Annotated in this window: 24 protein-coding genes; 16 read left to right on the forward strand and 8 right to left on the reverse strand. The window is 62.3% G+C overall.

From position 1 onward, the window contains the following. The first annotated feature begins 1 nt into the window (after window position 1). From parC to NZ453_RS10760, 10 genes are all read left to right on the forward strand, one after another. Window positions 2-2,389 carry a DNA topoisomerase IV subunit A gene (parC, locus tag NZ453_RS10715; protein ID WP_263770556.1) on the forward strand — a complete coding sequence of 796 codons (2,388 nt, stop codon included), beginning with the start codon at window positions 2-4 and terminating at the stop codon, window positions 2,387-2,389. Between the two features lie 491 nt (window positions 2,390-2,880). Continuing rightward, window positions 2,881-3,219: a helix-turn-helix transcriptional regulator gene (locus tag NZ453_RS22200; protein WP_420851626.1), complete on the forward strand. Its 339-nt coding sequence runs from the start codon at window positions 2,881-2,883 to the stop codon at window positions 3,217-3,219. A gap of 55 nt (window positions 3,220-3,274) precedes the next feature. Continuing rightward, window positions 3,275-3,829 (forward strand): YbhB/YbcL family Raf kinase inhibitor-like protein, encoded by a 555-nt coding sequence (locus NZ453_RS10725; RefSeq protein ID WP_263770558.1) that lies wholly within the window; start codon window positions 3,275-3,277, stop codon window positions 3,827-3,829. 203 nt (window positions 3,830-4,032) lie between these two features. Continuing rightward, on the forward strand, window positions 4,033-4,401 hold the full coding sequence (locus tag NZ453_RS10730) for a VOC family protein (RefSeq protein WP_263770559.1): 369 nt from the start codon (window positions 4,033-4,035) through the stop codon (window positions 4,399-4,401). Between the two features lie 85 nt (window positions 4,402-4,486). Beyond that, window positions 4,487-4,789, forward strand: a complete 303-nt coding sequence (locus tag NZ453_RS10735) for a helix-hairpin-helix domain-containing protein (protein ID WP_263770560.1) — start codon at window positions 4,487-4,489, stop codon at window positions 4,787-4,789. Then, a complete protein-coding gene (locus NZ453_RS10740) occupies window positions 4,776-5,471 on the forward strand; it encodes a helix-turn-helix transcriptional regulator (RefSeq protein WP_263770561.1) in 696 nt (231 codons plus the stop codon). Before NZ453_RS10735 ends, NZ453_RS10740 begins: the two co-directional genes overlap by 14 nt. Window positions 5,472-5,757: 286 nt before the next feature. Further along, entirely contained in the window at window positions 5,758-7,389 is a 1,632-nt protein-coding gene (locus NZ453_RS10745; RefSeq protein ID WP_263770562.1) for a methyl-accepting chemotaxis protein, read from the forward strand. A 96-nt stretch (window positions 7,390-7,485) separates the two neighbouring features. Continuing rightward, the gene (locus NZ453_RS10750; protein WP_263770564.1) at window positions 7,486-8,064 is read left to right on the forward strand and encodes a hypothetical protein; all 579 of its coding nucleotides are present in this window, start codon (window positions 7,486-7,488) and stop codon (window positions 8,062-8,064) included. A 142-nt stretch (window positions 8,065-8,206) separates the two neighbouring features. Beyond that, entirely contained in the window at window positions 8,207-8,398 is a 192-nt protein-coding gene (locus NZ453_RS10755) for a MerR family transcriptional regulator (RefSeq protein ID WP_263770565.1), read from the forward strand. Window positions 8,399-8,450: 52 nt separating this feature from the next. Further along, a complete protein-coding gene (locus NZ453_RS10760; protein ID WP_263770567.1) occupies window positions 8,451-9,107 on the forward strand; it encodes a MerR family transcriptional regulator in 657 nt (218 codons plus the stop codon). A 16-nt stretch (window positions 9,108-9,123) separates the two neighbouring features. Here NZ453_RS10760 and NZ453_RS10765 read toward each other — a convergent pair whose 3' ends face one another. Beyond that, window positions 9,124-10,287, reverse strand: a complete 1,164-nt coding sequence (locus NZ453_RS10765; RefSeq protein ID WP_263770568.1) for an MFS transporter — start codon at window positions 10,285-10,287, stop codon at window positions 9,124-9,126. Between the two features lie 231 nt (window positions 10,288-10,518). Here NZ453_RS10765 and NZ453_RS10770 point away from each other — a divergent pair, with 231 nt between their 5' ends. Next, complete coding sequence (locus NZ453_RS10770; RefSeq protein ID WP_263770569.1) at window positions 10,519-11,622, forward strand: EAL domain-containing protein; 1,104 nt, start codon at window positions 10,519-10,521, stop codon at window positions 11,620-11,622. Window positions 11,623-11,946: 324 nt separating this feature from the next. On the opposite strand, the gene NZ453_RS10775 is transcribed toward NZ453_RS10770, so the two are convergent. Further along, on the reverse strand, window positions 11,947-12,615 hold the full coding sequence (locus tag NZ453_RS10775) for a protein-methionine-sulfoxide reductase heme-binding subunit MsrQ (RefSeq protein WP_263770570.1): 669 nt from the start codon (window positions 12,613-12,615) through the stop codon (window positions 11,947-11,949). Between the two features lie 73 nt (window positions 12,616-12,688). Further along, entirely contained in the window at window positions 12,689-13,684 is a 996-nt protein-coding gene (gene msrP, locus NZ453_RS10780) for a protein-methionine-sulfoxide reductase catalytic subunit MsrP (RefSeq protein ID WP_263770571.1), read from the reverse strand. A 226-nt stretch (window positions 13,685-13,910) separates the two neighbouring features. On the opposite strand from msrP, the gene NZ453_RS10785 reads away from it, so the two are divergent. Then, window positions 13,911-14,372 (forward strand): CreA family protein, encoded by a 462-nt coding sequence (locus NZ453_RS10785; RefSeq protein ID WP_263770573.1) that lies wholly within the window; start codon window positions 13,911-13,913, stop codon window positions 14,370-14,372. 155 nt (window positions 14,373-14,527) lie between these two features. Next, the gene (locus NZ453_RS10790) at window positions 14,528-15,106 is read left to right on the forward strand and encodes an SRPBCC family protein (RefSeq protein ID WP_263770574.1); all 579 of its coding nucleotides are present in this window, start codon (window positions 14,528-14,530) and stop codon (window positions 15,104-15,106) included. A 27-nt stretch (window positions 15,107-15,133) separates the two neighbouring features. Here the strand turns inward: NZ453_RS10790 and NZ453_RS10795 are convergent, their stop codons facing one another. The 5 genes from NZ453_RS10795 to NZ453_RS10815 form a co-directional block, all read right to left on the reverse strand. Continuing rightward, window positions 15,134-16,147 carry an L-threonylcarbamoyladenylate synthase gene (locus tag NZ453_RS10795; protein ID WP_263770575.1) on the reverse strand — a complete coding sequence of 338 codons (1,014 nt, stop codon included), beginning with the start codon at window positions 16,145-16,147 and terminating at the stop codon, window positions 15,134-15,136. Window positions 16,148-16,151: 4 nt separating this feature from the next. Continuing rightward, window positions 16,152-16,655 carry a 5-(carboxyamino)imidazole ribonucleotide mutase gene (purE, locus tag NZ453_RS10800; protein ID WP_263770576.1) on the reverse strand — a complete coding sequence of 168 codons (504 nt, stop codon included), beginning with the start codon at window positions 16,653-16,655 and terminating at the stop codon, window positions 16,152-16,154. 10 nt (window positions 16,656-16,665) lie between these two features. Next, window positions 16,666-17,520: a bifunctional methylenetetrahydrofolate dehydrogenase/methenyltetrahydrofolate cyclohydrolase FolD gene (folD, locus tag NZ453_RS10805; protein ID WP_263770578.1), complete on the reverse strand. Its 855-nt coding sequence runs from the start codon at window positions 17,518-17,520 to the stop codon at window positions 16,666-16,668. Between the two features lie 77 nt (window positions 17,521-17,597). Continuing rightward, window positions 17,598-18,212, reverse strand: coding sequence for an indolepyruvate oxidoreductase subunit beta (locus tag NZ453_RS10810; protein WP_263770579.1), 615 nt, complete (start codon window positions 18,210-18,212; stop codon window positions 17,598-17,600). A 33-nt stretch (window positions 18,213-18,245) separates the two neighbouring features. Then, window positions 18,246-20,141, reverse strand: coding sequence for a thiamine pyrophosphate-dependent enzyme (locus NZ453_RS10815; protein WP_263770580.1), 1,896 nt, complete (start codon window positions 20,139-20,141; stop codon window positions 18,246-18,248). Between the two features lie 279 nt (window positions 20,142-20,420). Between NZ453_RS10815 and aceE the strand changes: the two genes are divergently transcribed. The 3 genes from aceE to lpdA are packed head-to-tail and all read left to right on the forward strand — an operon-like array spanning window position 20,421 to window position 26,314. Next, window positions 20,421-23,108 carry a pyruvate dehydrogenase (acetyl-transferring), homodimeric type gene (gene aceE / locus NZ453_RS10820; protein WP_263770581.1) on the forward strand — a complete coding sequence of 896 codons (2,688 nt, stop codon included), beginning with the start codon at window positions 20,421-20,423 and terminating at the stop codon, window positions 23,106-23,108. 13 nt (window positions 23,109-23,121) lie between these two features. Beyond that, window positions 23,122-24,447: a dihydrolipoyllysine-residue acetyltransferase gene (gene aceF / locus NZ453_RS10825; RefSeq protein WP_263770583.1), complete on the forward strand. Its 1,326-nt coding sequence runs from the start codon at window positions 23,122-23,124 to the stop codon at window positions 24,445-24,447. Window positions 24,448-24,460: 13 nt separating this feature from the next. Continuing rightward, window positions 24,461-26,314 (forward strand): dihydrolipoyl dehydrogenase, encoded by a 1,854-nt coding sequence (gene lpdA, locus NZ453_RS10830; RefSeq protein WP_263770584.1) that lies wholly within the window; start codon window positions 24,461-24,463, stop codon window positions 26,312-26,314. The last annotated feature ends 150 nt before the right edge of the window (window positions 26,315-26,464 follow it).

The following is a 26,464-nucleotide window of genomic DNA, read 5'->3' on the forward strand; positions in this document are numbered from 1 at the left end:
GATGACGCAACGCTACGACGACACCGCCACCCCAGACATGTTTTCCGACGCGGCAACAAGCGCCGTGGCACCGCCAGCCCCACCGGCTCCGCCGACACCGACGATCACCGCCGAGGACGACGGCGACAGCATCCTGCTGCACGAAACCGCGGCGCGCGACTACCTTGAGTACGCGGTTGCCGTGGTCAAGGGCCGCGCTCTGCCCGACGTGAAGGACGGCCAGAAACCGGTGCAACGGCGCGTGCTGTTCGCCATGCACGAACTCGGCCTTGCCGCGGGCGCCAAGCCGGTGAAGTCGGCGCGCGTCGTCGGCGACGTGATCGGTAAATACCATCCGCATGGCGACTCGTCGGCGTACGACGCGATGGTGCGCGTCGCGCAGCCGTTCTCGCTCCGCTATCCGCTGGTCGACGGTCAAGGCAACTTCGGTTCGCGAGACGGCGACGGCGCGGCGGCGATGCGTTACACCGAAGCGCGTCTGACACCGATTGCCGAACTCCTGCTTGGCGAAATCGACGAAGGCACCGTCGACTTCCAACCGAACTACGACGGCTCCTTCGACGAGCCGGCGTTTCTTCCCGCACGGCTGCCCTTCTCGCTCCTGAATGGCGCCTCGGGGATCGCCGTCGGCATGGCGACGGAAATGCCGCCGCACAACCTGCAAGAAGTCGCCAACGCGGCGATCGCGTTGATCCAGAACCCGACAGCCGAGCTCGCCGAACTGATGCAATACATCCCCGGCCCGGATTATCCCGGCGGCGGGCAGATCATCTCCGCGGAATCCGAGATTGCCGCCGCCTACGCAAGCGGCCGCGGCAGCCTGCGCGTACGGGCACGCTACGAGTTCGAGGAGCTCGCCCGCGGCGCGTGGCAACTCGTCGTCAAGGAATTGCCACCCGGCGTATCGAGCGCCAAGGTTCTGTCCGAAATCGGCGGCGTGATGAACCCGCAGCCCAAACCGGGCAAGAAATCGATCGAGCAGTCTGCCGCCCAGCTGAAAGCGCTCTTCGCTTCGCAGCTCGAACGCGCGCGCGACGAATCGGGCAAGGACGACGACGTTCGTCTCGTCTTCGAGCCTGTCAGTTCGCGGCTCGACCGCGACGAGTTCGTCGCGTTGCTGCTCGCACACACGAGTCTGGAGACCACAGCCCCCATCAATCTTGTCGCTGTCGGCCTCGACGGTCGGCCGTGCCAGAAAACGCTCGTCGATCTGATTGCGGAGTGGTGCCGCTTCCGCCTGCAGACGGTGCGCCGGCGCAGCGAGTTCCGGCTCGCGAAGGCCAACGACCGCATCCATATCCTCGAAGGCCGACACATCGTCTTCCTCAACATCGACGAGGTGATTCGCATCATTCGCGAGTCGGACGAGCCGAAGCCGGCGCTGATTGCGCGCTTTTCCCTCTCGGACCGCCAGGCCGACGACATCCTCGAGATCCGCCTGCGTCAGCTTGCGCGTCTCGAAGGCATCAAGATCGAGCAAGAGCTCGAAAAGCTGCGTGCAGAAAAAGACGATCTCGAGAAGCTGCTTGCCAGCGACACGCTGATGCGCAAGCTGGTGGTCAAGGAAATCAAAGCCGACGCAGCCAAGCACGGCGACGCGCGGCGTACGGTAATTCAACCGGCGGCCATGGCGTCACGCTCCGAGGTGGCTGCCGTTGCCGATGAACCGGTGACCTTGATCGTCTCCGAGAAAGGTTGGGCCCGTGTGCGCCAGGGGCACAATCTGGACCTGTCGGGTGTGGCCTATAAGGACGGGGACGGGCCCGGCGTGAACTACGAGTGCCGCTCGGTCGATTCGCTCGTCATCCTTTCGAACGAGGGACGCGCGTTCACCGTGCCGATTGCGGCACTGCCCGACGGACGCGGCATGGGTGCCCCGCTGCCCTCGTTCGTCGACATGGGCCACAGCCGGATCGCGCACGTGCTCGTCGGCCGTCCGGAAGATGAACTGCTGGTGGCCAAATCGTCCGGATACGGATTCATCTGCACGTACGGCGACCTGCTCTCGCGTCAGAAGGCCGGTAAATCCTTCCTGACAGTCGAAGACGGCGCCAGCGTCCTGCAGCCCTCGTCGGTTGCAGGCACTGACCACATCGCGGCGCTTTCCGACGACGGCCGCCTGCTGGTCTTCCCGATCGACCAGATGAAGCACCTCTCGGGTGGCAAAGGTGTGCAGATCATCGGCCTCAAGGGCAAGGAAACGCTGAAATCGGCGATCGCCGTCCACGGTCCCGTCGTCCGCATAAAGGGAGTGTTCCGCAACAAACCGAAAGAACTGCTCTCGGAAGAAAAGCATCTCGGGCAGCGCGCCCGGCGGGGCGCGGCTGTGGGCCTCGTCAATGCCCCGGCTATCGAGGGCATCACGAGGGAGGAAACAAACGCCGCCTGACCGGCGAAAGGAGGACCGGACATGGAAATCCAGCACGGTGCGCGGGTCGTCGCCGGCGAGCGTTACCGACTGCGAACGCTGACCGTTCGGGACCATCTTTTCTCGATGGTCCTCACGGGAAACAAAGGCCTCTATTCTGCCGGCCGGAAAATAGCCGTCACTCCGGGGACAGGCGTCCTGCTGGCCTGCGGAACGCAGTGGGACGTCGTCAACGACCCCGCTCGCCACGGCCACTACGAGGCCGTGGTGCTGGCTTTCGACGACGAGGCGGTTCGCGAACTCGGCAGTTGCCCGCCCGATGAAAAGTCCATCGTCGTCACTGGCGCTCACGTGCTGCCCGTTGACGCCGAATTGAGCGAAGCGATGCAGCGCACCCTGCCCCCAAAACAGACGCTAAGGCCCTCTGCCCGCCTGCTTCGCCATCGAGTACTTGAGGTGCTGCTTCAGCTTGCCGAGCGCGGTTATCGCTTCGCCCCGATGGCGGAAATGGCGTGGGCCGAGCGTGTTCGGCGCATGGTCGCCAGCGTCCGCACGCCGAGTGGAACGCCAACACGCTGGCAAGCGCCTTCAACGTCAGCGAATCGACTCTCCGGCGCCGGGTCGAGGGCTGCGGGAACACACTCGCCCGGCTGGTCCGCGAGGTGCGCCTGGAAACGGCGTTGTCCCTCTTGCAAACAACGGAACTTCCTGTCGGTGAGGTCGCGCAGCGATGCGGCTGGGATTCGCATAGCCGGTTCTCTGCGGCGTTCCAGGAGCGGTGGAGCGTCGCGCCTATCGTCGTCCGCGCACGGTTGAAGGAATCCGCACAAGCATTGACGGAAAACGGCTAACGTCCCTGTGGCCCCTGCGGCGACGATGACGTTTTCAACGTCACGGAGATCCTCCATGAAACGCCTTGCTCAGACGCTTCTCGTCACTCTCTCGGCATTGACTTTTTCCGCGCACGCGGGCGGCTTTTCCCTGCGCAGCCCGTCGATCGCTCCGGGCGGCAGGCTGGGAGAAGCCCAAGTGTTGAACGGCTTCGGTTGCCAGGGGAGCAATACGTCGCCGGCGTTGCAATGGAAAAACCCACCCGTCGGCACCCAAAGCTTCGCCGTCACCGTGTACGATCCGGACGCTCCGACCGGCTCAGGCTGGTGGCATTGGGTGGTGTATGACATTCCCGCCACGGCAATCGGGCTGGACGAAGGCGCCGGGAGCACGGACGGTCGAAAGCTGCCGCAGGGATCAGTGCAGGGTCGGACGGATTTCGGCGGCCCCGGGTACGGCGGCGCCTGCCCGCCGGCCGGCGACAAGCCGCACCGCTACATCTTCACGGTTCATGCGCTCAAGACCCCGCATCTCGATCTGCCGGCGGATGCTTCGGCGGCGATGGTTGGATTCATGATCCACGGTAACCGGCTTGGCAGTGCTTCAGTGCAAGCCAAATACGCACGCTGAGCGCACGGCGAAAAACCGGGTTTTCGATTCCATCGCCAAGCCGGCCGATTTCCCGGCGAGCCGGAAGGCTCCGCCGGCGTCTTCGGTTGGTTCGCCGCCTGCACTTCGGAATCGGCAGCCGGCGTACTGCAAGGGTCTGCTGACACAACCCTGTCAGCAGTCCTTCCGCATACTGGGCTCTCCATCCAACGAAGGAGATTCCCATGAACGTCATCAACTGGTTCGAGATTCCCGTTACCAACTTCGCGCGTGCTCGCCGCTTCTATGAAACAATCATGGCCGTGGAGCTCAAGGTCGAAGAGAGTTTTCCCGGCATGCGCATGGCCATTTTCCCGGCCGCAGATGAAGACGCGACCGGTTGCCTGATCGAATTTGCCGAGGCGCGCCCGCATGCCGATGGGGTGCGCATCTATCTGCATGGTGGTGACGATCTGGCCCCGATTCTCGGGCGCGTCGCCGCGGCGGGCGGCTCTGTCATCATGCCGAAAACGTTCCTGCGCGAGGATATCGGCCACATCGGGATGTTCCGTGATACCGAAGGCAACCTTGTTGGGCTGCACTCGCTGCACTGACCGAGGACCTCGCCGGGATAGACGCTAGACGCTCATCCCGGCGCCGGTCTCGATCATCGACGAAGATCGGGCACAATAGCCGTCCATGAATCCGCGCAAAGTTCATCGCTCACATCTGGCGCGCCTCGAAGACTTGCCGAACGTTGGCCCCGCGATGGCAGCGGATTTTCGGCTACTCGGCATCCATACGCCTGATGACCTGCGTGGCAAGGACGCCTGGGCGCTCTACGCGAAGCTGTGTACGCGAACCGGCAGGCGCCACGATCCCTGCGTGATCGACGTGTTCCTATCGGTAACGAGCTTCATGTCCGGAGGCAAACCGCTGCCCTGGTGGCATTTCACCGCCGAGCGCAAGCGTCACATGCAGAGCGATCATGCGCCGCGCTGACCGCCTGTTTCGCCTTGTCGAGTTGCTGCGCAGCCGTCGCTTCGCCACCGGCGCCTGGCTTGCCGAGCAGTTGCAGGTTTCCCTGCGCACGGTGTATCGCGACGTCGCCGATCTTTCCGCCTCCGGCCTGCCGATCGAGGGTGAAGCGGGGGTCGGGTATCGCCTGCGTTACCGACTCGACGTACCGCCGCTGCTCTTCGACGTACAGGAACTCGAAGCGCTGCTCGTTGGTTCGCGCATGGTACAGGCGTGGGGCGACACGGAGCTCGCCGTCGCCGCCGGCGCGGCACTGGCCAAGATTCACAACGCGTTGCCCGAACTCTTGCGCCGCGAGGCACGCATCGCCCAACTCTATGTGCCGCCGACGCCGAAGCGGCCGCGCTGGTTGCAGGAATTGCGCTCCGCGATCCGGCAACGTGAAGTGGTGTCGATCGACTACAAGCGCGAGGATGGCGAACCCTCGTCGCGTACGGTCTGGCCGCTCGGTCTGTTCTTCTGGGGGCACACGTGGACGCTCGTCGGCTGGTGCACGCTGCGCGACGACTTCCGCCACTTTCGCGTAGACCGGATAGCCCACCTGGAACGTCCAGGCGCGAGCTACCCCGTGACCCCGGGCCGGCGGCTTGACGACTATTTCGACCTGCTCGAACAACGCGAGAACATTACCGTTCCCCGCGACTGAACGCTCTCCCGCACCTGATAGTTAGGGGCTTGGCCCCGTCACGGACCCCTCGACGGCAAGAATCGGTGACAGGTAGCCAAGGAACGGTGGAGTCAGGGAAGACCCATGATGCTCCTTGCTATCGTCCTGCGCCTCGGTGCATCCTGCTCTACGCGCTTGAGGAGAAAACGTCCTGAAGCCAGGCCTGCTTCGCCTTCGTCCCCTTTGCTTTAGCGTCACGCATCCCCTTCTTTCCCTGCTATGCTGGGTTGGGAAACCCCACAAGAATCAAATAAGGAGGAGGGCTATGATCTCATTCGAAAGCATGCGCGTCAGGACGCGGCTGTTGGTTGCCGGCATTGCGGTGCTGCTCGGTCTCGTGCTCGTCGCCGGATATACGCTGATTCAGATCCGGAACGAGGCGGTCGCGGCGCACAGCACGCGAATCAAGGACCTGGTCGATTCTTCCAAGGGCATCGTTGCCCACTTCCAGAAGCTCGAAACCGACAAGAAACTGACACTTGAGGAAGCACAGACCCAGGCGAAGGAGGCATTGCGCATCGTGCGCTTTGGCGCCGACGACTATTTCTTCATCTACGATTTCGACGGCAAGGCGATCATGGTCGCCGGCAACCCGAAAATCGAAGGCCAGGCGATGCTCGGCAAGACCGACGCCAAGGGCTTCAAGCTCTGGGACGCGATCGTGGCGACCGGTAAAGGGCCGGGCAAAGGCTTTATCGAGTACTGGTTCCCGCGCGCGGGCCAACAGGAATCGAAACCCAAGCTCGCCTACCTCGCCGCCGTTCCCGAATGGCAGTGGATTCTCGGCACGGGCGTCTACATCGACGACGTCGACCAGGCGGTGAACAAAGCGGCGCTCAGTTATGGCCTGATATCGCTGGTGGTCTTGGCGCTCGTCGGCGTGATCGGCTTCTTTGTCGCGCGCAGCATCGTGCACCAACTGGGCGGCGAGCCGGCCATGGCGATTGCGGTGATGTCGCGTGCCGCTGCGGGAGATCTGACAGCGGAGGTCCAATCGGCCGGCAAAGGCAGTATTCTGGATTCGGCGGGACAAATGGTCCGCTCCATTCGCAACATGGTGGCCGAGATCACCCACAGTTCCGCCTCGCTGACGCGCGGCGCGGAACAGATCAGCACGGCGTCGGGCGAGGTGGCCATCGCCGCGCGTAACCAGACCGACGCTACCCAGTCGATGGCGGCGGCCATCGAAGAAATGACGGTCAGCGTCAACCACATCTCCGACAGTGCGAACGATACGCGCAACAGTTCGCAGAACTCGGTGCGTTTGGCCGAGGACGGTTACGCCCGTGTCGAAGCGGCGACCAAGAACATCCGCGAGATTTCGTCGACCGTCAGCGATGCTTCGCAACGTATCCATGCGCTCGAGGAACACGCCCGCCAGATCTCGTCGATCGCTGGTGTCATCAAGGATATTGCGGGCCAGACCAACCTCTTGGCATTGAACGCGGCGATCGAAGCGGCCCGCGCCGGAGAACAGGGACGCGGCTTCGCCGTGGTCGCCGACGAAGTCCGCAAGCTCGCCGAACGAACCTCCTCGGCGACGGTGGAGATCGAGCAGATGATCGCCGGCATCCAGACCGACACAGGCGATACGGTCGCCGTGATGACCGCTGCGCTGCCGCAAGTCGCGGCCAGTGTCGAAGCCGCCGACGGCGCCGCAGCTTCCTTGCAGCAGATCAAGGACGGTGCGCAAACGACGCTGACGAGCATTACCAATGTCGCCGATGCAACGCGCGAGCAAAGCATCGCGAGCAACAACATCGCGCAGCGCGTCGAGCAGATCGCCCAAATGGTCGAGGAAACGACGGCCGCCATGCAGTCGACGGCGGACACCGCCCGTCAGATGGAGAAAATCGCCGGCGAACTGTCGGCACTGGTCAGCCGCTTCCGCTGCTGACCGCAAGGCGCCTTGGTTGAACGCGGCGGCTCCAGCCGGCCGCCGCGTTCAGCGTCAGCCTCAGAATGACAAGCACATACGAAGGAGAGGAATTGGATGCGCTCGCTTTCCCTGAATTCGCTGCTGCTCGCGGCAACCGCTTTACTCGCATCTTGCGCCATCGTTCCACCAGCACCGCGCACTGTTTCCGTCAGCGAGGCCCGGCTCGCGCAAATGATCGGCTCGCAGTTTCCCTTCAACAGCGAGATGCTCGAAGTCCTCGACGTGAACGTCAGCGCACCACGCATCACGCTCGATCCGGTTAACAACCGCATCAACACTTCGTTTGACCTCGGTGTTTCGGGCCAGGGCTTGATCGGGCTGCTGACCACGAAAACCTATCAGGGTGCAATGGATCTCAGCTATGGCCTGCGCTTCGAACCAAGCGACTATACCGTGCGCATGACGGACGTACGAGTCAGCCGCTTCAGCGTCGAAGGGGCCCCGGAGGTTCTCAAACGCCCGATCGAAAAGCTCGGAGCACCGCTTGCAAAGAAGCTGCTCAAGGATTACGCGCTGTACAAGCTCCAGCCCGAGGATCTTCAAGCAACCGAAGGCTGGATGTACAAGCCGGCATCGTTCCGGATCGAACCAACCGGGCTTTCGATCACGCTCGACCCTGTAGCGCGGCAGTAACGCGCCGTACCAAGCGGCCAGGCGTATTTGCGCGAGCCGCGCGTCGGCAGTCGGCTCGTCCTTGGCGTTGACCTGTCTATGGCTTGATACTTTTAACTGCGCGTCCGGCGGCAATCGGCCGTCGTTCACACAGGAGAAAATCATGGCAAACGCACGCATGGATCGCGACAAATGGGTGGAGGTATTTCGCGCCACCGGATTGGATGAGGCCGCGATGACACGCTGGCATCAAGAATTCGAACAGCGCTACCCAGACGGACATCAGGCTTTTCTGGAGTGGATCCAACTGCCAGCGAAGGAAATCTCGGTGATCCGGGCGCAAACCGGCAACTGAAACTAAGCCGTGCGCTGGCTCGGAGCCGGCGCCGCTTTCACTGGAGCTCAATGTGCATACGATCGGGGAGATCGGCAAACGCTTCGGGATCTCCCGCAGCACGCTGCTTTATTACGACTCAATTGGCCTGCTCTCACCATCGGGCCGGAGCGCCGGCAATTACCGCCTCTATACCGAGGCGGAAGTCCGTCGCATGGAGCGCATCAATACGTTCCGGAATATCGGCCTTTCGCTGGACTCGATCAAAGAGCTGCTCCAGTCGGATGAATCGTCGCCATCGGCCATACTCGGACGACGCCTGCAAAGCATCGGGCAGGAAATCGGCCGACTAAGGAGACAGCAGCAAATCATCCTCAAACTACTCGGCACGACGCATGAACCGTCGCTGTACGGGGTTATGACGAAGGAACGCTGGGTGAAGATTCTCTCGGCCGCCGGGCTCGACGAGGACGGCATGCAAAAGTGGCACGCCGAATTCGAACGCTCGGCACCCGAGGCACATCAGGATTTCCTCGAGTCACTGGGTATCGAAGCGCGGGAAATCACCTTGATCCGAGAGTACTCAAGAGCTGCTGGGAGCTATTCGACGCCGCCCCTGGAGACTGGCCGCGCGGGGAACAAGGTGCCAACGAAAAACCGCCAGCGCGCGGCACGCAAATCCGCAACGGGATGCGCCGAGGAACCGCGTGCGGCCGCTTCCCCCGACTAAGACGAGCGTTCGAGAATCAGCGCCAGGTCTTGAGTTTCACGGCCCCGCGTGTCCCCGCGGCAACCATCGCGCTGACCGCCCAGAACACGCTCGACACACCGATCGTCGCCCCGACGGTGCCGAAAACCATTGGCATGAGAATACTCGACACGTTGATCGACATCATGCGCAAACCGAGCGCTTCGCCCTGGCGATGCGGCGGGGTGATCTGGTGCAAGGTGCTCATTACCATCGGCTGCACCGTGCCGAGCGAAAGGCCAAGCAGTACCGAACAGATCCCCATGCCGAACGCCGAATCCTGCAGCGGATAAGCCGCGTACAGGGCCGCCGCCGCGACCATCGCGGAGGTGATCACCGCCCACTCCTGCAGCCTAGCCGCGACCAACGGCAGAAAGGCGCGAACTACGGTAGCCGCCGCCGCAAAGGCACCGAGGATGGTGCCAATCAGCGAGGCACTGATGCCGCGCTCATGGCCGAGGATGGGCACGACGAAGGTATGCACGTCCCAGCACGACGAAAGGACCCAGTTGAGCAACAGGAGAACCCGCATGCGCGGACTGGCCAGGAGTTCCCACGAGCTTCCCCGTTCGCCTTCCTTCGCTGGCTGTTCAGCCGGTGAGTCTGTACTGTTGCGTACGAATGGCCATGACAAGAGAGCCATCACGCCCATCACGGCAAAGCTCGCGCGGAAACCTGCATTGTCGATCATCAAGCCGGCAACGAACGGGCCAAGGAAGTTGGCGATCGATGGCGCAATCGCCAACCAGCCGAACACTTGCTTCAGCCGCAATGGATCGTCGGCCATCCGACCGGCGTGACGTTGCAGCGTCACCACGGCGGCACCCGTCGCTCCGCCGCTCAACAGGGCGGCAACGCAGAGAACGGGAAAGGTCGGCCATATGGCCGCCAAGGCAGCGCCGACTGCGGCTAAAGCCATATAGATCAGGGACGGCCGCTTCAATCCATGGCGATCAGCATAGCGCCCCGCCGGCAAGGAGAGGAACAGCGGAGCCAGAGCGAAGAGCGCGAGCAGCATACCGACCGCCGCGGCACTGAAACCTTGTCGTAAAGCCAGCAAAGGGGCGGCCATACGGATACCGGCCATGCAACCGTTGATGCAGATGTGAACGCCGATCAAGCGCAGCAGCGGCACATTGAGGCGAATAGCGGGCGACGTCATTGTTTTTTGTACCGATCGGCGATATTTCCGGGTCAAACCGATCGCTGGTGGGGAAGAGCCGTCACTATAACTGAACGATGAAGCGCGGCGGGTGGTCAATTGACCTGCTCGGCTCAAGACGCGCAACCTGCCATCGCAATTCCTCTTCAATAATCCCGATGGCTTGATAACGACGGCATGACATATCTGCTAATATCAGTAGAAGGTTGTTAATTCAACAGGAGCGAGGTCTTGGAAAAGCAGTGGACCCTCGAGTCCTCGGGTGCCGATGGCGCTCATGTGGACTTCGTGATTACCCACCTGCCCTGCCGAATCGGCCGCAGCAAGGAGAACGATCTTGTGATCGCCAACCTTGGGCTGAGCCGCAGCCATGCCATCATCGCCCGCGACATCAGCGGCCAATTGCGCGTATCGGACGAAAACAGCACCAACGGTACGTTCGTTAACAGGCGCCGCGTCGAAGGCTACAGCCTGCTCAAAGAAAACGACGTCGTCCATTTCGGCGCGGCCGAATTCAAACTGCGTGCGCGCCTTGTAGAGCAAAACAGCGTACTCGCCTTCGACCAGATGCATACGACGATCATGCCCGCCGGCATGGTGTTGCCCGAGCATTTCGTTCCCAACGAAGCGGAGTTCGACGAATTGCTGCTCGGCCACGGCCTCTCCGGTGCCGCACAGCCGATTGTCGACGCCAAGACCCGGCAGATGGTCGGCTACGAGCTTCTTGGCCGAGCCACGCATCCGCAACTGCCGACGACGCCGATCGAACTCTTCGGGCTAGCCGAAGCGATGGATCGCGAACTCGATCTCAGCCACGCCTTCCGCGATTTCGGCATTGCCAGAATCGTCCCGCGGTTTGGCAATCACACGGTGTTCATCAACGCGCACCCCAAGGAGACTTTCACCGAGAGCTTCCTCGCTTCGCTTGAAAGGCTTCGCTCGTCCTCACCCAAACTCAGCATCGTGGTGGAGATCCACGAGTCGGCCGTCACCGACACCGAGAAGCTCCGCGAACTCGCCTACCGCCTGACGCAACTCGACATCCGCTTTGCGTACGACGATTTCGGTGCCGGGCAGGCGCGTCTTCTCGAACTTGCGGATGTTCCGGCGCACTTCGTCAAGTTCGACATTTCGATGATCCGTGGATTGCACAAGGCAAGTCCGCGCAAGCGTCAGATCGTGCGCGACCTCGTTCAATTGGTCTTGGCTGCCGGCTCGGTCCCGCTCGCGGAAGGCGTTGAAGACGAGGAAGAAGCCCAGTCGTGCATCGAAATGGGCTTCCAGCTGATCCAGGGCTTCCTTACGGGGCGGCCAATCCCGGCTGACGCGCTCTAGACCGGTCCACGCCGGGCGCGTGTGCGCCGCAGATCATCGGTCCGAACGAGACCGTGTCCAAGCCCGGATACTTGCCACCGATGAATCCGCCTCCGGGGCCCGCATGGATTGCGTGGATCGTCTACTCGGCCTGAAACGCGTTCCGGAAGAGGGACTGGCACAAGGCCAGCAGGGCGGAATCGGGATTCGGCGCCCAGTCCGGATCATGGCCGCTCGCCGTCGCCTGCATCCGGTCAGCGTGAACAGGCCCGCGATCTCCTCGGCGAGGTCGATCGCGACGCTCTTGACGTGCGAACCGCCGTCCCGTCAGCGATAGAACGACGCTTATTTGTCAGCCCCGCGCATTTTGCGGGATTCCACAGGCCGAGCCCTTTCCAAGCGCCCTGCGGCGCGTTGCCCCGCTTGCCAGCGAGCCTTCACTGCCCACCAAACGCGCATGGCAAGCAGCGTAAAAACAACGGCGGCATAGATGCTCACTGTGCCGAAATCATTCTTTCCCGCCTTATGCCACCAATAATGCAGGATCGCCGCCATCGCGATCACATACACCAGCCGGTGCAGCCGCACCCAGTTCATCCCGAGGCGCCGCATCATGCCCTTGGTCGATGTCGCCGCTAATGGGATGAGCAACACGAAGGCCGTGAATCCGGCAGCGATGAAAGGGCGTTTGAGTACGTCGCGCCACATTTCCGATAGATCGAATGCATGATCGACCCAGAACCAGAGCGAAAAATGAAGCACGGCGTAGAAGAAACAGTACAGACCGAGCATGCGGCGGAACTTCACCCATTGCGGTCGCCCTGTCAGTCGCCGCAGCGGCGTCATCGACAACGACAGGCAAAGAAAAACAAGTGCCCAGGTTCCGGTGGAGCGCGTGACGAATTCGAATGGATTGGCGCTTAGACCATCGTGCGTCCCGAGCCAGAAAAGGCGGGCCAAGGGCCCGAGGCTGGCGACGAAGACGGAGAGCCGCATCGCATTGATAACGGTCATCGATCGTCCCCCGCGCATCTTTTGCCCCGTCGGCGCCCGCAAGCGAAGGCCTTGGCCGAGCGCCGCATCGCCATCAGAAGAACTTCTTCAGATCCATCCCCGTATACAGGGAAGCCACCTGAGACGCGTACCCATTGAATGGCATCGTTTTGCGCTTCGGCGGAAACAACACGCCTCCGCCCTCGCCGATCCTTTGTTCACTCGCCTGACTCCAGCGTGGGTGATCCACCGCCGGGTTGACATTGGAATAGAAGCCATACTCCTGCGGTGCTGCCACATGCCAACTGGTCTTCGGTTCGGTCTCCGTGAAGCGGATACGGACGATCGACTTCGGGCTCTTGAAGCCGTACTTCCAAGGCGTGACGATACGTACCGGCGCGCCGTTCTGTTTCGGCAGCACCTCGCCGTAAAGCCCGAACGTGAGCAGAGTGAGCGCATGCATGGCCTCGTCCATACGCAATCCTTCGACATACGGCCATTCGAGCACCGGCATCGCGAGACCGGGCATCTGCTTCTTGTCGGCGAGGGTGATGAATTCGACGTACTTAGCGCTGCCCTGCGGTTCGACACGGCGGATGAGTTCCGAGAGCGGGAAGCCGATCCACGGAATGACCATCGACCAGCCCTCGACGCAGCGCAGTCGATAGATGCGCTCCTCCAATGCGGCCATCTTCATCAACTCATCGATATCGAATACCTTCGGCTTGTTGACCAGCCCTTCGACGGCGACTGTCCACGGCCGAGTGACGAGCGTACCGGCGTGTTTGGCCGGATCGCCTTTGTCGGTACCGAATTCGTAGAAGTTGTTGTACGTCGTGACGTCCTTGTACGGCGTGGGTTTGTCCACCAACCCATACTCCGGATTCGTCTTCGCTTCCAGCTTCGTGCCTCCCGAATTCGGTGAGGCGACGGCCGCCAGTGCCTGGCGTGAAAACAGGGGAGCGAGCGCCGCTCCGAAAGTGCCTGCGGCAGCAGCTCGGATCAAGGCGCGTCGGCGCTCAAAGACGTCGCGCGGGGTAATTTCGCTGGGAGCGATAAGCGAATCGGAATCGCCGTAGCTTCGTTTCATTGCCAACCCCATTTCCTTTCACGGTCATCGATGCCACGTTCCGGGTTCCCTGACCGCGGTTCTCTCGTCTCGCGTAGACAGCGAACAACGGCTCAAAGGTTCCGAGGCCTCTTGCGTGACGCGTTGACGCCCTCCGGCCCCCCTCCTAGCATGACGTTCGGTCACTCGCCTAGGCACGAAGGCCTATGGCAAACGCCCTTGAAGGGCGAACTTCGGAGGCTCTGCCATGAAACCCAGCCATACCCTTCCCCTCGTGCTTGCCATCCTTACCGGTCCCGCTTTGGCCGAAAAGGTCGGTTGCGTAACGACCGAGTGGAAGCTGATCGGCGCCAATCACCGCGTCTGCGTCGAGTCGTTCACCGACCCGAAGATCCCCGGCGTGACCTGCCACGTGAGCCAGGCGCGAACCGGAGGCGTTAGCGGAAGCTTGGGGCTTGCCCAAGACCCGTCGCAATTCTCGCTCGCGTGCCGGCAGACCGGTCCCATCGCTCTTCCCGAAAAACTGCCCAAAGAAGCGACGGTATTCACCGAAGACACGTCAGTCCTGTTCAAGGAAACGCGCGTCATGCGGTTGTGGGACGAGGCGAACCGGACGCTCGTCTATTTGGCGATCAGCCGCAAGCTGATTGACGGTGCCCCGGCAAACAGCATTTCGACGGTTCCCGTCATGCCGTGGGGTAATCGCTAAAGCAACCGAACGCCCACCCGAATCAGGCCCGCATTACGCCGAGGCGGCGGGAAAGCGGGAACTTGTCGCCCATGCTCCAGTCATGGGAATATCCTTTCCGACGATACAGCCGCAAGAAGCCGATGCCGCCCCCGATGCCGTACCGATCCACTCTCATGGTCTACCTTACCCGATGGCTCCGGGCTGCCTTGCTGTTATGCCTTTGCCCGCTCGCTTTCGCCGCGGACCTCGACAACTCTGTCGTCTTGGAAAGCCGGGGAGACGCGTTCATCCTGGACGCCGTCATTGAGTTCCCCGCCACGCTACGCGTCGCTTGGGAAGTACTCACCGATTTCGACGGCATGGCCACCTTCCTAAGCAATCTGACGGCCAGCCGGGTCGTCGCGCGTAGCGGCAACACCCTGCTGGTACAGCAGGAAGGAAACGCCCGGTATGGGTTCTTTTCGTATGCCTTCACGTCGGAGCGAGAAATCAGACTGAAGCCGATGAAACGCATCAGTGCCCGGCAGTTGAGCGGCAACGCGAAGCGCTTCACGAGCGAACTCGAACTCACGCCCTCGGGGAACACGACCCGAATCCGCTATCACGCAGAAGTCGTTCCCGACTCCGGTCTAGCGCGGACCTTCGGCGGTCCGTTCATACGCCATGAGGTGGAAGAACAGTTCGCTTCCATGGCCGCCGAGATGCAGCGCCGAGAGGCCGCTGGCCGCGGAGTACCTGCCGGCGCCTCCTGACGGCCTGCTTGGTCTAGCCCGTAAGCTTCAGGAGTTGCCGGCGCCGCACGCGGCGCGCCGAAGCCGATCGTTGACCGCGGCCCACGCGGGTGATTCCGGTATGCGCTCGACGACGATGAGTTCGTTCCCCGCCGCGTCGAGGTCACGTAATGCGGCGTACAGTTCGCGCGCATAGCCTTCCGGATCGTTCGGCATCTGCCGCAACGAATGCGCCGAGGCAGATGAATCGGGGGAGGAGTAGACGAGCAGACCGAAGCGTTTCCCGGCCGCCGACAAGGCGGCCAGCGTCTCGCGCAATTGCGCGGTATCGACGACGCGCATCGGCGTACGCGGTGCGTAATGCGCGTCGAGAGATCCCGACACCCGCGGCGTGCCTTGCTGCGGCTTCCGAAGACCTGGGCTTTCCGGCGCGACGCCGACAACGCCGCGGATTTGTTCCGGCGTGATGTGTCCGGGCCGCAAAAGACGCAATGGCCCGTTGTCGTTCGACAGGTCGATGATCGTCGACTCAATACCGACCGGACAGCGCCCGCCATCGAGCACCAAAGCCACCGCATCGCCCAGCTCGTCGCGCACGTGCGCCGCGTCCGTTGGACTGATGCGACCGAAGCGATTGGCCGAGGGCGCGGCGATCCCGCACAATCCGCCTCGCCCGCCGCCTGCCTCGGCGTAGGCGCGCAACAAGTCAAGGGCGACCGGATGGGCCGGTACGCGAACCCCCACTGTGTCCTGACCGCCCGTCACGGCGAGCGGTACCGCCGGGGCGCGTTTGAGAATCAAGGTCAGCGGGCCGGGCCAGAAGGCTTCGGCAAGTTCCCAGGCCACCGGCGGAATGTCCCGGGCCCATTGGTCGAGCTGCCCAGCGCCCGCGAGATGGACAATCACCGGATGGTTCGCCGGCCGCCCCTTGGCCGCGAAAATTCGCGCCACGGCATCTGGATTGGCGGCGTCGGCACCTAGCCCGTAAACCGTTTCCGTCGGGAAAGCGACCAACTCGCCGCTCTGCAACAATTTGACGGCAAGGTCATACTCGAGAGACATCGGGTTACGGCAACTCCGGCAACGTCTTGGCGAGGACCTTTTCACTCTGATTCACGCGGAACTCGGTCAGTTTCTTCGCCAACTCCGCATCGTTGAGGGCGAGCATGGCGACCGAGAAAAGCGCCGCGTTGACGGCGCCTGCTTCGCCGATCGCGAACGTCGCCACCGGAATACCGCCCGGCATCTGGACCATCGAGAGCAGGGAGTCGAGCCCTTGCAGGTGTTTCGAGGGCATGGGTACGGCGAGCACCGGCAGTTCGCTCTTGGCGGCAAGAACGCCGGCCAGATGTGCCGCACCGCCGGCCGCACCGATGAGCACCTTGATACCGCGCTCCTGCGCGCTCGCCGCGTAGTCGAGCGCCGCATCCGGCGTCCGATGCGCGGACAGAACCTTGGCCTCGTAGGGAACCCCGAAGCGCTTGAGCGTTTCGGCACACGACGACATGACGGGCCAGTCGCTATCCGACCCCATCACGATGCCAACCAGCGGGTGCTTGACCATGATCATCTCCTCGATTTCAGGCTCGGGCGGCGCGTTCGGCGCTCTCGAGCGTATTGCCCAATAACATGGTGATCGTCATCGGCCCCACCCCACCCGGAACCGGCGTGATGTACGAGGCCACTTCCTTCACCGCTTCAAAATCCACGTCGCCGCACAGCTTGCCGTCCGGCAACCGGTTGATACCGACGTCGATGACGACAGCGCCCGGCTTCACCATGTCGGCGGTGATCATCTTCGGCTTGCCGATCGCCGCGACCAGGATGTCCGCGCGCAGGCAATGCCCCTTCAAATCCCGCGTCTGCGAATGGCAGACGGTCACAGTCGCCCCGGCATGCATGAGAAGCATCGCCATCGGCTTGCCGACGATGTTGGAACGCCCGACAACGACAGCCTCCTTGCCCTTGACGGCGATGCCCGCATCTTCGAAGAACTTCATCGCGCCATACGGCGTACAAGGAATGAAGCACGGCTGCCCCTGCATCAAGGCACCGACGTTCTCGGCCCGGAAACCGTCAACATCCTTTTCCGGCGCAATCGCGTCGAGCACGGCATCGGAGTCGAAATGCTTCGGCAACGGCAACTGAACCAGAATGCCGTGGATTTTCGGATCGGAATTTAGTTCAGCGATCTTGGCAAAAACGGTAGCGGGATCCACCTCCGCGGGATAGGCATGTTTCTCGGAATGGAAACCCGCTTGGGCGCATGCGTTGACCTTGTTGCGGACGTAGACCTGCGAAGCCGGGTCTTCGCCGACCAGGATCACCGCGAGGCCCGGCCGCGTACCGAGCAGAGCGAGTTCCTCCGCGCGTTGTTTGAAATTGGCGCGCAGCTTCTGGCCGAGCACATTGCCGTCGAGTAGTTTTGCCGTCATGGGAGAAAATATCCGAACGAGACCAAAGGAAGGCTGCAGAACGCAGCCTTTCGCGAAGGACGGATTTTACCGTAACTTCAGGCGGTCGCCGTTTTCGCCGCCAGGGCCGCGGCGGCACGGCCGGCGGCAAACGCGCGCCGGTTCAGATCGATGAGTTGCGGCTTCTTGGTGGCGAAACGCTTCAGTATGCAGCGTTCGAGAACGTCGGCAGAAAACGGCAAATGATCGGCGATCGCGCCCAGCATGACCGTATTGCCCAGTCGCATGTCGCCGAGTCCCCGGGCAATCGCTGAGGCGTCAAACGAGAAGACGCGGGTGCCGGCCTCGCGCATGAGCGCAATCGGGTCGTCCGGATACTCAAAAAGCCCGATATCGACCACGGGAGGAACGAGCCGCCCAGTGTTGATCAACGCCAAGCCATCCGGATGCAACATGTGCCGCCAGCGCAGCCCTTCGGCGGCCTCGAAACCAAGCAGGATATCCGCCGTTCCGGGGCTGATCTGCGGCGAGAGCACTCGCTCTCCGAAGCGCAAATGGGAAGAAACCACGCCGCCGCGTTGCGCCATGCCGGCAACTTCGGTCTTCTTGACGTCGTGCCCGAGCGCGATCGCGGCTTCGGCCAGAATCTCGCTCGCCGTCATGACGCCTTGACCGCCGGTTCCCACCACAAGAATGTTCGTAACGCCCGTCATCTTCTTATCCTTTGCGCTCGCAACGATTAGCGCCTATTCTGCAACGACCGCTTGCTTTGGCATACCCCGCGCGCAACCCGGTGCGCACGTTTCCGCCGGAACGATCGCTTCCGGCGCACAGGGGGTCAGGCAGAGACCGCATCCCGTGCATGCCTGGCTTTCGATGCGCACAAACGACCGCGCCACTTCGCGGCCATTGGCCTTCGTCACCGTATCGCGCCGGGTAACGTGGATCGCTGGGCAGCCGACATCGACGCAATTGCCGCAGCCCGTACACTTCTCCTCGATGACGGCGTACGCCTTGCGCGGCTGGTAATCCTGGCCGAGCACGCACGGCTGATTGGTAATGATCACGGAAGGCTCCGCCACCTTCGTCTCCTGGCGCAGAACCTTGAACAGCGTCGGCAATTCGTAGGGATCGACGACATGTACCCGTTCCTCGCGCACGCCGAGCGCCTTGACCAGCGTCGCGAAATCGACGCGCGGCGCCGGCTCGTCATGAAGACCTCGGCCATTGCCGGGGTTGTTCTGGCCGCCGGTCATGCCCACCGCCCGGTTATCGAGGATGAGCACCGTGACGTTGCCGCGGTTGTAGACGATATCGAGCAAGCCTTGCATACCCATATGCAGGAAGGTCGAATCGCCGATCACCGCGACGATCTTCTTCTCGCGCTCCGATTCGGCGCGACCTTTGTCCCACCCATGGGCGACCCCCATCGAGGCCCCCATCGAGATGCAGGTATCCAGGGCATTCCATGGCTGGCCAAAACCGAGGGTGTAGCAGCCGATATCGCCGGAAATCGCCGCATTGCGCAGTTGCGCGAGAGCGTAATAGACGCCCAGATGCGGACAGGCCACGCACATCGTCGGCGGACGCGGGAATACCGGCATCGGAGCCGGCGCGGCAGATTTTTCAATCTCGGTGTCGCTTTCCCCGAGCAGCCGCGCGATGGCTGGCCGGAGCACGTGCGGCACCAGTTCTCCCATGCGCGGGAGAACATTCTTGCCGAGCACCGCAATGCCCTCGGCGCGTACCTCGGTTTCGATCAGCGGCTCGACCTCCTCGACAACTACGACGCGTTCGCAGCGGCTAGCGAACTCACGCACCTTTTCGAACGGAACGGGGTAGGAAAAGCCGAGCTTGAGCACCGGCGCATCGGGAAAAGCCTCGCGCACATGCATATACGCCGGGCCGGAGGTGAGGAATCCGACACGCCGGTCGCCGCCATCTTCGAACACGTTGAATGCCGAGATTTCGGTCTCCGCGCGCAGCTTGGCCTCGCGCTCGAACACCATCGGCAATCGCCGGCCGGCATTGCCGGGCACCATGACCCAGCGGGCCGTGTCCTTGGTAAAGCCGCTGCCGGCGCGTTCGCGGCGATCCCCCACGGTCACCAAAGCCTTGACGTGGCACACACGGGTCGTGAGACGGAGGATCACCGGCACCTGGAAACGCTCTGAGAGTTCGAATGCCGCCAGCGTGAAATCCCTGGCCTCCTGTGAGTCAGCCGGCTCGAAAATGGGTAGATGGGCAAAACGGCCCCAATACCGCGAATCCTGCTCGTTCTGTGAAGACGACAACCCGACATCATCGGCGATCGCGATCACCAGCCCACCCGAGACGCCGGTCAGCGTCATGGTCATCAGCGCATCGGACGCGACGTTCATCCCCACGTGCTTCATCGCACAAAAAGCCCGGGCACCGGCCATGGCGGCACCCAGTGCCACTTCGAGTGAAACCTTTTCGTTCACCGACCACTCGGAATAGACATCCGGGTAGGTGGCGATCGTTTCGAGCATTTCGGTGGCTGGCGTCCCGGGGTAAGCGGCCGCGACTCGGCCCCCGGCTTCCCATACAGCCCGCGCAACAGCCTCGTTACCGGACATCAAGAGCCGACTGTTTGCCGGCGCGGGCATGAGTGCCGCCATTATTTCTCCCTGCGGTTATTCTTGAGGATAGGGTAAGTGGGAAATTTTATAGCATTCACTATCCTGACTCGGGCAGGCGGAACTTCTTACGGCAAAAATAGTCCCAAGGAAAATTCGAAGAATTGCACATTGCGGAATAACATCTTACATTATGAAAACAACGGGCGAATAACGCCGTGTGATGCACCCAAGCGCTGATATCAGCACAAAGCCCTACCCTTGCCGCCTTGAAAAGAACCGACAAGCGGCAGTCGACCCACAGGTACACAGGAGATAGTCATGGCACTACCGGAAAACGCGCAGCCCTCCGCCGTCGATGGCGACCCCCAGGAGACTCAGGAATGGAGTGAGGCGCTTAGCGGAGTCATCGAAAAGGAAGGGACGAACCGCGCCCATTTCCTGATCGAACAACTGATTGCGCATGCGCGTGAAGAAGGAATCAACATTCCTTACAGCGCGACGACCGAGTACGTAAATACCATTCCGGCCGATCAGCAACCGAAGTATCCGGGTGACACGACGATCGAGATCCGCATCCGCAACTTCATCCGCTGGAATGCGATGGCGATGGTCGTACGCGCCAACCGCAACACCAACGTCGGCGGCCACATTGCCTCGTTTGCCTCGTCCGCCGCTCTTTACGATGTCGGCTTCAACTGGTTCTGGCGCGCCCAGACCGACGACTTTGCCGGCGACCTCGTTTTCTTCCAAGGCCACTCAGTCCCGGGCGTCTATGCCCGCGCGCACCTGATGGGACGGCTCAACGACGAGCAGGTCAACAACTTCCGCCAGGAAGTCGACGGCAAGGGGCTGTCGTCCTACCCGCATCCCTGGTTGATGCCCGATTTCTGGCGTTTCCCGACGGTATCCATGGGCCTCGGCCCGCTGCAGGCCATCTATCAGGCTCGCTTCATGCGCTATATGGAAAGCCGCGGCCTGATCGAAGCCAAAGACCGCAAGGTATGGGCTTTCCTCGGCGACGGCGAAACCGACGAAGTCGAATCGCTGGGCGCAATCGGCATGGCGTCGCGCGAAAACCTCGACAACCTGATTTTCGTCATCAACTGCAATCTGCAGCGCCTCGACGGACCGGTGCGCGGCAACGGCAAGATCATCCAGGAACTGGAAGGCACGTTCCGCGGTGCGGGCTGGAACGTGATCAAGCTGATCTGGGGCCGTCACTGGGATTCGCTGTTCGAGCGCGACAAGAAGGGGCTGCTCAAGAAGCGCATGATGGAAGTCGTCGACGGCGAGTACCAGACGTACAAAGCCAAGAGCGGCGCTTATGTGCGTGAGCACTTCTTCAATACGCCCGAACTCAAGGAGCTCGTCGCCGATTGGACCGATGCGGACATCTTCGCACTCAACCGCGGCGGTCACGACATATTCAAGATTTACGCCGCGTTCAAGGCCGCTGTCGACCACAAGGGTCAGCCGACCGTCATCCTGGCCAAGACAGTAAAAGGCTACGGCATGGTCGGCGCCGGCGAGGCGATGAATATCTCGCACCAGCAGAAGAAGCTCGACAAGGAAGCGATCATGCGCTTCCGCGATCGCTTCAAGTTGCCCGTCGCCGACGAGCAAATCGAGGAGTTGCCGTTCCTGAAATTCCCGGAAGGATCTCCCGAACTGACCTACATGAAGGAACGCCGACAAGCGCTGGGCGGATTTCTCACACGCCGGCGCGGCAAGGCAGAGCCACTCGAAATCCCGCCGCTCTCCGCCTTCGAATCACTGCTGAACGGCTCCGGCGAAGGACGTGAAGTTTCGACCACGATGTCGATCGTGCGTGCGCTCAATGTCCTGCTCAAGGACAAGAAGATCGGCCGCCGCGTCGTCCCGATCGTCCCCGACGAATCGCGCACTTTCGGCATGGAAGGGCTGTTCCGCCAGATCGGCATCTGGAACCAGCAGGGACAGAATTACGTTCCCGAAGACCATGACCAGCTCATGTTCTACAAGGAATCGAAGAACGGCCAGGTCCTGCAGGAAGGCATCAGCGAGGCGGGCGCGATGAGCGACTGGATCGCCGCCGCCACCTCGTACTCCGTACATGGCGAACAGATGATTCCGTTCTACATCTGTTACTCGATGTTCGGTCTGCAGCGCACCATGGATCTGTACTGGGCCGCCGCCGACCAGCGCGCACGAGGCTTCCTGATCGGTGCCACCGCCGGCCGCACGACGCTCAATGGCGAAGGCCTGCAGCACGAGGACGGCCACTCGCATGTGCTGTCGAGCCTGATTCCCAACTGCATCAGCTACGACCCGACGTTCTCGTTCGAGGTCGCCGTCATCATGCAAGAAGGCATGCGGCGCATGTTCCAGAACCAGGAAGACGTTTATTACTACATCACGGTAATGAACGAGAACTACGAGCATCCGGCGATGCCGGAAGGCGCCGAGGCCGACATCATCAAGGGCATGTACCTCCTGCGTAAGGGCGAAGCGGCAAACGGCAAGAAGGCCGCTCCGCGTGTCCAGCTCCTTGGCTCAGGCGTGATCCTCCGCGAAGTGATGGCCGCCGCCGACCTGCTCAAGAACGACTGGGGCGTCGACGCCGATCTGTGGGGCTGTCCGAGCTTCACCGAGCTTGCGCGTGAAGGGAACGACGCCGCCCGCTGGAACATGTTGCATCCGACCGAACCACAGCGTGTCTCGCACGTCGAGCGTTGCCTCGGCGCCACGACCGGCCCGGTGATCGCGGCGACGGACTACGTTCGCCAGTTCGCCGACCAGATCCGGCCGTTCGTCACTCGCCGCTACGTTACACTCGGCACCGACGGCTTCGGCCGTTCCGACACTCGCGAGGCGTTGCGACGCTTCTTCGAAGTCGACCGTTACTGGGTGACGATTGCCGCGCTGAAGGCCCTCGCCGATGAAGGCACGATCGACCGCAGCAAGGTCGCCGAGGCGATCGCCAAGTACGGCATCGACGTCAACAAGCCGAATCCGCTGACGGTTTAAAGGGAGAAGAAGAATGAGTCAGGTTATCGAAGTCAAGGTACCGGCTATCGGCGACTTTCATGACATACCGGTCATCGAAATTGCCGTTCAACCGGGTGACACGATCAGTGTGGACGATACGTTGCTCACGCTCGAATCGGACAAGGCAACGATGGACGTGCCCTCGTCTGTCGCCGGTGTCGTAAAGGAAGTCAAGGTCAAGCTCGGGGACAAGATCTCCGAGGGAAGCGTCGTCGCGCTCGTGGAAACTTCCGACGCCGGTGAAGCAAAGGCCGCACCGGAACCGGCCAAGCCAGCCCCGGCGGCTACCGCTCCGGCCTCTGCTCCGGCGCAGCCCGAAGCCCCGCGCCCGCCGGCCGCTCCGTCGCAGCCTGTGCCCACGCCGGCATCCCAGGTTCAAGCGCCGGCGCCCGCACTGCCGCTCGGCGCCAAGACGCACGCGAGCCCATCTGTGCGACTGTTCGCGCGCGAGCTCGGCGTCGATCTCACCAAAGTGCCCGCGAGTGGTCCGAAGGGGCGCATCCTGCGCGACGACATCGCGAACTTTGTGAAGAGCGTCATGCAATCGCCGGCGGGCGCCCCGTCCGCCTCGCTGGGCGTTGGTCTCGACCTTCTGCCATGGCCAAAGGTCGACTTCGCCAAGTTCGGCCCGATCGACGTTCAGCCGCTCTCGCGCATCAAGAAAATCTCGGCTCAGAACCTGGCACGCAACTGGGTGATGATCCCGGCCGTGACCTATCACGAAGATGCCGACATCACGGAACTCGAAGCTTTCCGACTGGCGTTGAACAAGGAAAGCGAAAAGTCGGGCGGCGCCAAGATCACCATGCTTGCGTTCATCATCAAAGCGTGCGAACTGGCGCTCAAGAAATATCCCGAATTCAACAGTTCGCTCGAAGGCGAGAATCTGGTCTTGAAGAAATACTTCAACATCGGTTTCGCGGCCGACACGCCGAACGGCCTCGTTGTGCCGGTGATCAAGAACGTCGATCAGAAATCAGTCAGCCAGATCGCTGCCGAGTGCGGGGAGCTGGCGAAGAAGGCGCGCGACGGCAAACTCGGCCCGGCCGACATGACCGGTGCCTGTTTCACGATTTCGAGCGTCGGCGGCATCGGCGGCACGCAGTTCTCGCCGATCGTCAACGCGCCCGAAGTCGCGATCCTCGGTGTCAGCAAATCGGTGATGAAACCGGTGTGGAACGGCAAGGAATTCCTGCCGCGCCTCATTCTTCCGCTCTCGCTCTCGGCCGACCACCGCGTGATCGACGGCGCGTTGGCGACGCGCTTCAACGTCTATGTCGCGCAGCTTCTCGCCGACATGCGGCGTGCGCTGGTTTGACGGAGGGAGACGAATGAGCCAGATCATCGAAGTCAAGGTTCCGGACATCGGCGACTTCAAGAACGTCCCGATCATTGATCTATGCGTCAGCCCCGGGGACAGCGTGCAGGCGGAAGATCCGCTGGTGACGCTCGAATCCGACAAAGCGACGATCGACATTCCGAGTCCAGCGGCCGGCGTCGTGAAGGAGTTCAAGGTCAAGGTCGGCGACAAGGTCTCCGAGGGATCGCTCGTGCTGCTACTCGACGCGGAGGGGTCAGGCACAGCCCCGGCCGCCGAAAGCGCTCCGCCCGAACCCCCGAGAGCCGCGGCTTCCTCGTCCACCGCGGCGCCTGCGCCAGCCGCATCGCCAACCGGGCCCGCGCAAGCTACCGCTGCACCTGCCAGCCAGTATGCGGGAATAGCCGACATCGAATGCGACATGCTCGTCCTCGGTGCCGGTCCCGGTGGCTACTCGGCCGCGTTCCGCGCCGCCGACCTCGGTTTGAAGACGGTGCTGGTCGAACGTTATGCGACGCTCGGCGGCGTCTGCCTGAATGTCGGCTGTATCCCGTCGAAGGCACTGCTTCACGTGGCCGTGGCCGCCGAAGAAGCCGGCCATCTCGCCGATTGCGGCGTCTCTTTCGCCGCGCCGAAGATCGAAGTCGATAAGCTGCGGGACTACAAAGGCAAAGTCGTCGGCAAACTGACCACGGGCCTCACCGGCATGGCGAAGGCGCGCAAGGTGGACGTCGTGCGCGGTTACGGGCGTTTCCTCGACGCCAGCCACGTCGAAGTCGAACTGACCTCAGGAGAGGGTCAGGAAAAAACGGGGACCAAGAAGACCGTCCGTTTCAAGAAATGCATCATCGCCGCGGGCAGTTCGGCGGTTCACCTGCCGTTCCTGCCGGACGATCCGCGCATCGTCGATTCGACGGGTGCGCTCGAACTGCGCTTCGTCCCGGAGAAAATGCTGGTCGTCGGCGGCGGCATCATCGGTCTGGAAATGGCCACTGTTTACTCGTTCCTCGGAACGCGCGTCGACGTCGTCGAAATGCTCGATGGGCTGATGCAAGGACCCGACCGCGACGCCGTGAAGGTGTGGGAAAAGCAGAACCTGCACCGCTTCGACAAGGTCATGCTGAAGACCAAGACGACGGCCGTCGAAGCCAAGGAAGACGCCCTCTACGTCACCTTCGAGGGCGAGAACGCCCCGGCCGGGCCAGTGAAGTACGATCTGATTCTGCAAGCCGCCGGACGCTCGCCCAATGGCAAGAAGATCGGTGCGGAAAACGCCGGCATCGCGGTCAACGAGCGTGGTTTCGTCGCCGTCGATGCGCAGATGCGTACGAGCGTCCCGAACATCTTCGCTATCGGCGACATCGTCGGCAACCCGATGCTCGCGCACAAGGGCGTGCATGAAGGCCACGTCGCCGCGGAAGTGGCAGCGGGCGAGTTGAACGGCAATAACGACCTGGCCCGCGCGGCCTTCGACGCCCAAGTCATCCCCAGCGTGGCGTACACGCATCCGGAAGTCGCGTGGGTCGGATACACCGAGGCGCAGGCGAAGAAGGAATCGCGCACCGTTGAAGTCGCCCGCTTTCCGTGGGCGGCATCGGGACGGGCCATCGCCAACGGGGCCGAATACGGGTTCACCAAGCTCCTCTTCGACGCCGAAACGCACCGCGTCATCGGCGGCGCGATTGTTGGGCCGGCGGCAGGCGACATGATCGGCGAGATTTGTCTGGCCATCGAGATGGGCTGCGATGCGATCGATATCGGCAAGACGATCCACCCGCATCCGACCTTGGGCGAGACGATCGGCTTGGCGGCGGAAGTCGCTCACGGCAGTTGTACCGATCTGCCGCCGGCAAGGTCCAGAAAGTAATCCTCGCTCCAAGTACGCCCCGGCCGCCGAGATCGCTGCTCGGTGCCCGGGGCGTTTTTTGCCTCGTGGACGAGAAGTAACTCGTCCGATCCCGTAACCTTTACGTTTCAAGAAAGCACTGCCCTGCCGATATCTGGCGCCCATATATCT

The organism is Propionivibrio soli, from assembly GCF_025770765.1.
GTDB lineage: Bacteria > Pseudomonadota > Gammaproteobacteria > Burkholderiales > Rhodocyclaceae > Propionivibrio > Propionivibrio soli.

Bases quoted from the DNA above. Each gene is read 5' to 3' on its own strand.
- parC (WP_263770556.1), top strand. From the start codon at position 2: ATGACGCAACGCTACGACGACACCGCCACCCCAGACATGTTTTCCGAC.
- NZ453_RS10725 (WP_263770558.1), top strand. From the start codon at position 3,275: ATGAAACGCCTTGCTCAGACGCTTCTCGTCACTCTCTCGGCATTGACT.
- NZ453_RS10730 (WP_263770559.1), top strand. From the start codon at position 4,033: ATGAACGTCATCAACTGGTTCGAGATTCCCGTTACCAACTTCGCGCGT.
- NZ453_RS10735 (WP_263770560.1), top strand. From the start codon at position 4,487: ATGAATCCGCGCAAAGTTCATCGCTCACATCTGGCGCGCCTCGAAGAC.
- NZ453_RS10740 (WP_263770561.1), top strand. From the start codon at position 4,776: ATGCGCCGCGCTGACCGCCTGTTTCGCCTTGTCGAGTTGCTGCGCAGC.
- NZ453_RS10745 (WP_263770562.1), top strand. From the start codon at position 5,758: ATGATCTCATTCGAAAGCATGCGCGTCAGGACGCGGCTGTTGGTTGCC.
- NZ453_RS10750 (WP_263770564.1), top strand. From the start codon at position 7,486: ATGCGCTCGCTTTCCCTGAATTCGCTGCTGCTCGCGGCAACCGCTTTA.
- NZ453_RS10755 (WP_263770565.1), top strand. From the start codon at position 8,207: ATGGCAAACGCACGCATGGATCGCGACAAATGGGTGGAGGTATTTCGC.
- NZ453_RS10765 (WP_263770568.1), bottom strand. From the start codon at position 10,287: ATGACGTCGCCCGCTATTCGCCTCAATGTGCCGCTGCTGCGCTTGATC.
- NZ453_RS10775 (WP_263770570.1), bottom strand. From the start codon at position 12,615: ATGACCGTTATCAATGCGATGCGGCTCTCCGTCTTCGTCGCCAGCCTC.
- msrP (WP_263770571.1), bottom strand. From the start codon at position 13,684: ATGAAACGAAGCTACGGCGATTCCGATTCGCTTATCGCTCCCAGCGAA.
- NZ453_RS10785 (WP_263770573.1), top strand. From the start codon at position 13,911: ATGAAACCCAGCCATACCCTTCCCCTCGTGCTTGCCATCCTTACCGGT.
- NZ453_RS10790 (WP_263770574.1), top strand. From the start codon at position 14,528: ATGGTCTACCTTACCCGATGGCTCCGGGCTGCCTTGCTGTTATGCCTT.
- NZ453_RS10795 (WP_263770575.1), bottom strand. From the start codon at position 16,147: ATGTCTCTCGAGTATGACCTTGCCGTCAAATTGTTGCAGAGCGGCGAG.
- purE (WP_263770576.1), bottom strand. From the start codon at position 16,655: ATGATCATGGTCAAGCACCCGCTGGTTGGCATCGTGATGGGGTCGGAT.
- folD (WP_263770578.1), bottom strand. From the start codon at position 17,520: ATGACGGCAAAACTACTCGACGGCAATGTGCTCGGCCAGAAGCTGCGC.
- NZ453_RS10810 (WP_263770579.1), bottom strand. From the start codon at position 18,212: ATGACGGGCGTTACGAACATTCTTGTGGTGGGAACCGGCGGTCAAGGC.
- NZ453_RS10815 (WP_263770580.1), bottom strand. From the start codon at position 20,141: ATGGCGGCACTCATGCCCGCGCCGGCAAACAGTCGGCTCTTGATGTCC.
- aceE (WP_263770581.1), top strand. From the start codon at position 20,421: ATGGCACTACCGGAAAACGCGCAGCCCTCCGCCGTCGATGGCGACCCC.
- aceF (WP_263770583.1), top strand. From the start codon at position 23,122: ATGAGTCAGGTTATCGAAGTCAAGGTACCGGCTATCGGCGACTTTCAT.
- lpdA (WP_263770584.1), top strand. From the start codon at position 24,461: ATGAGCCAGATCATCGAAGTCAAGGTTCCGGACATCGGCGACTTCAAG.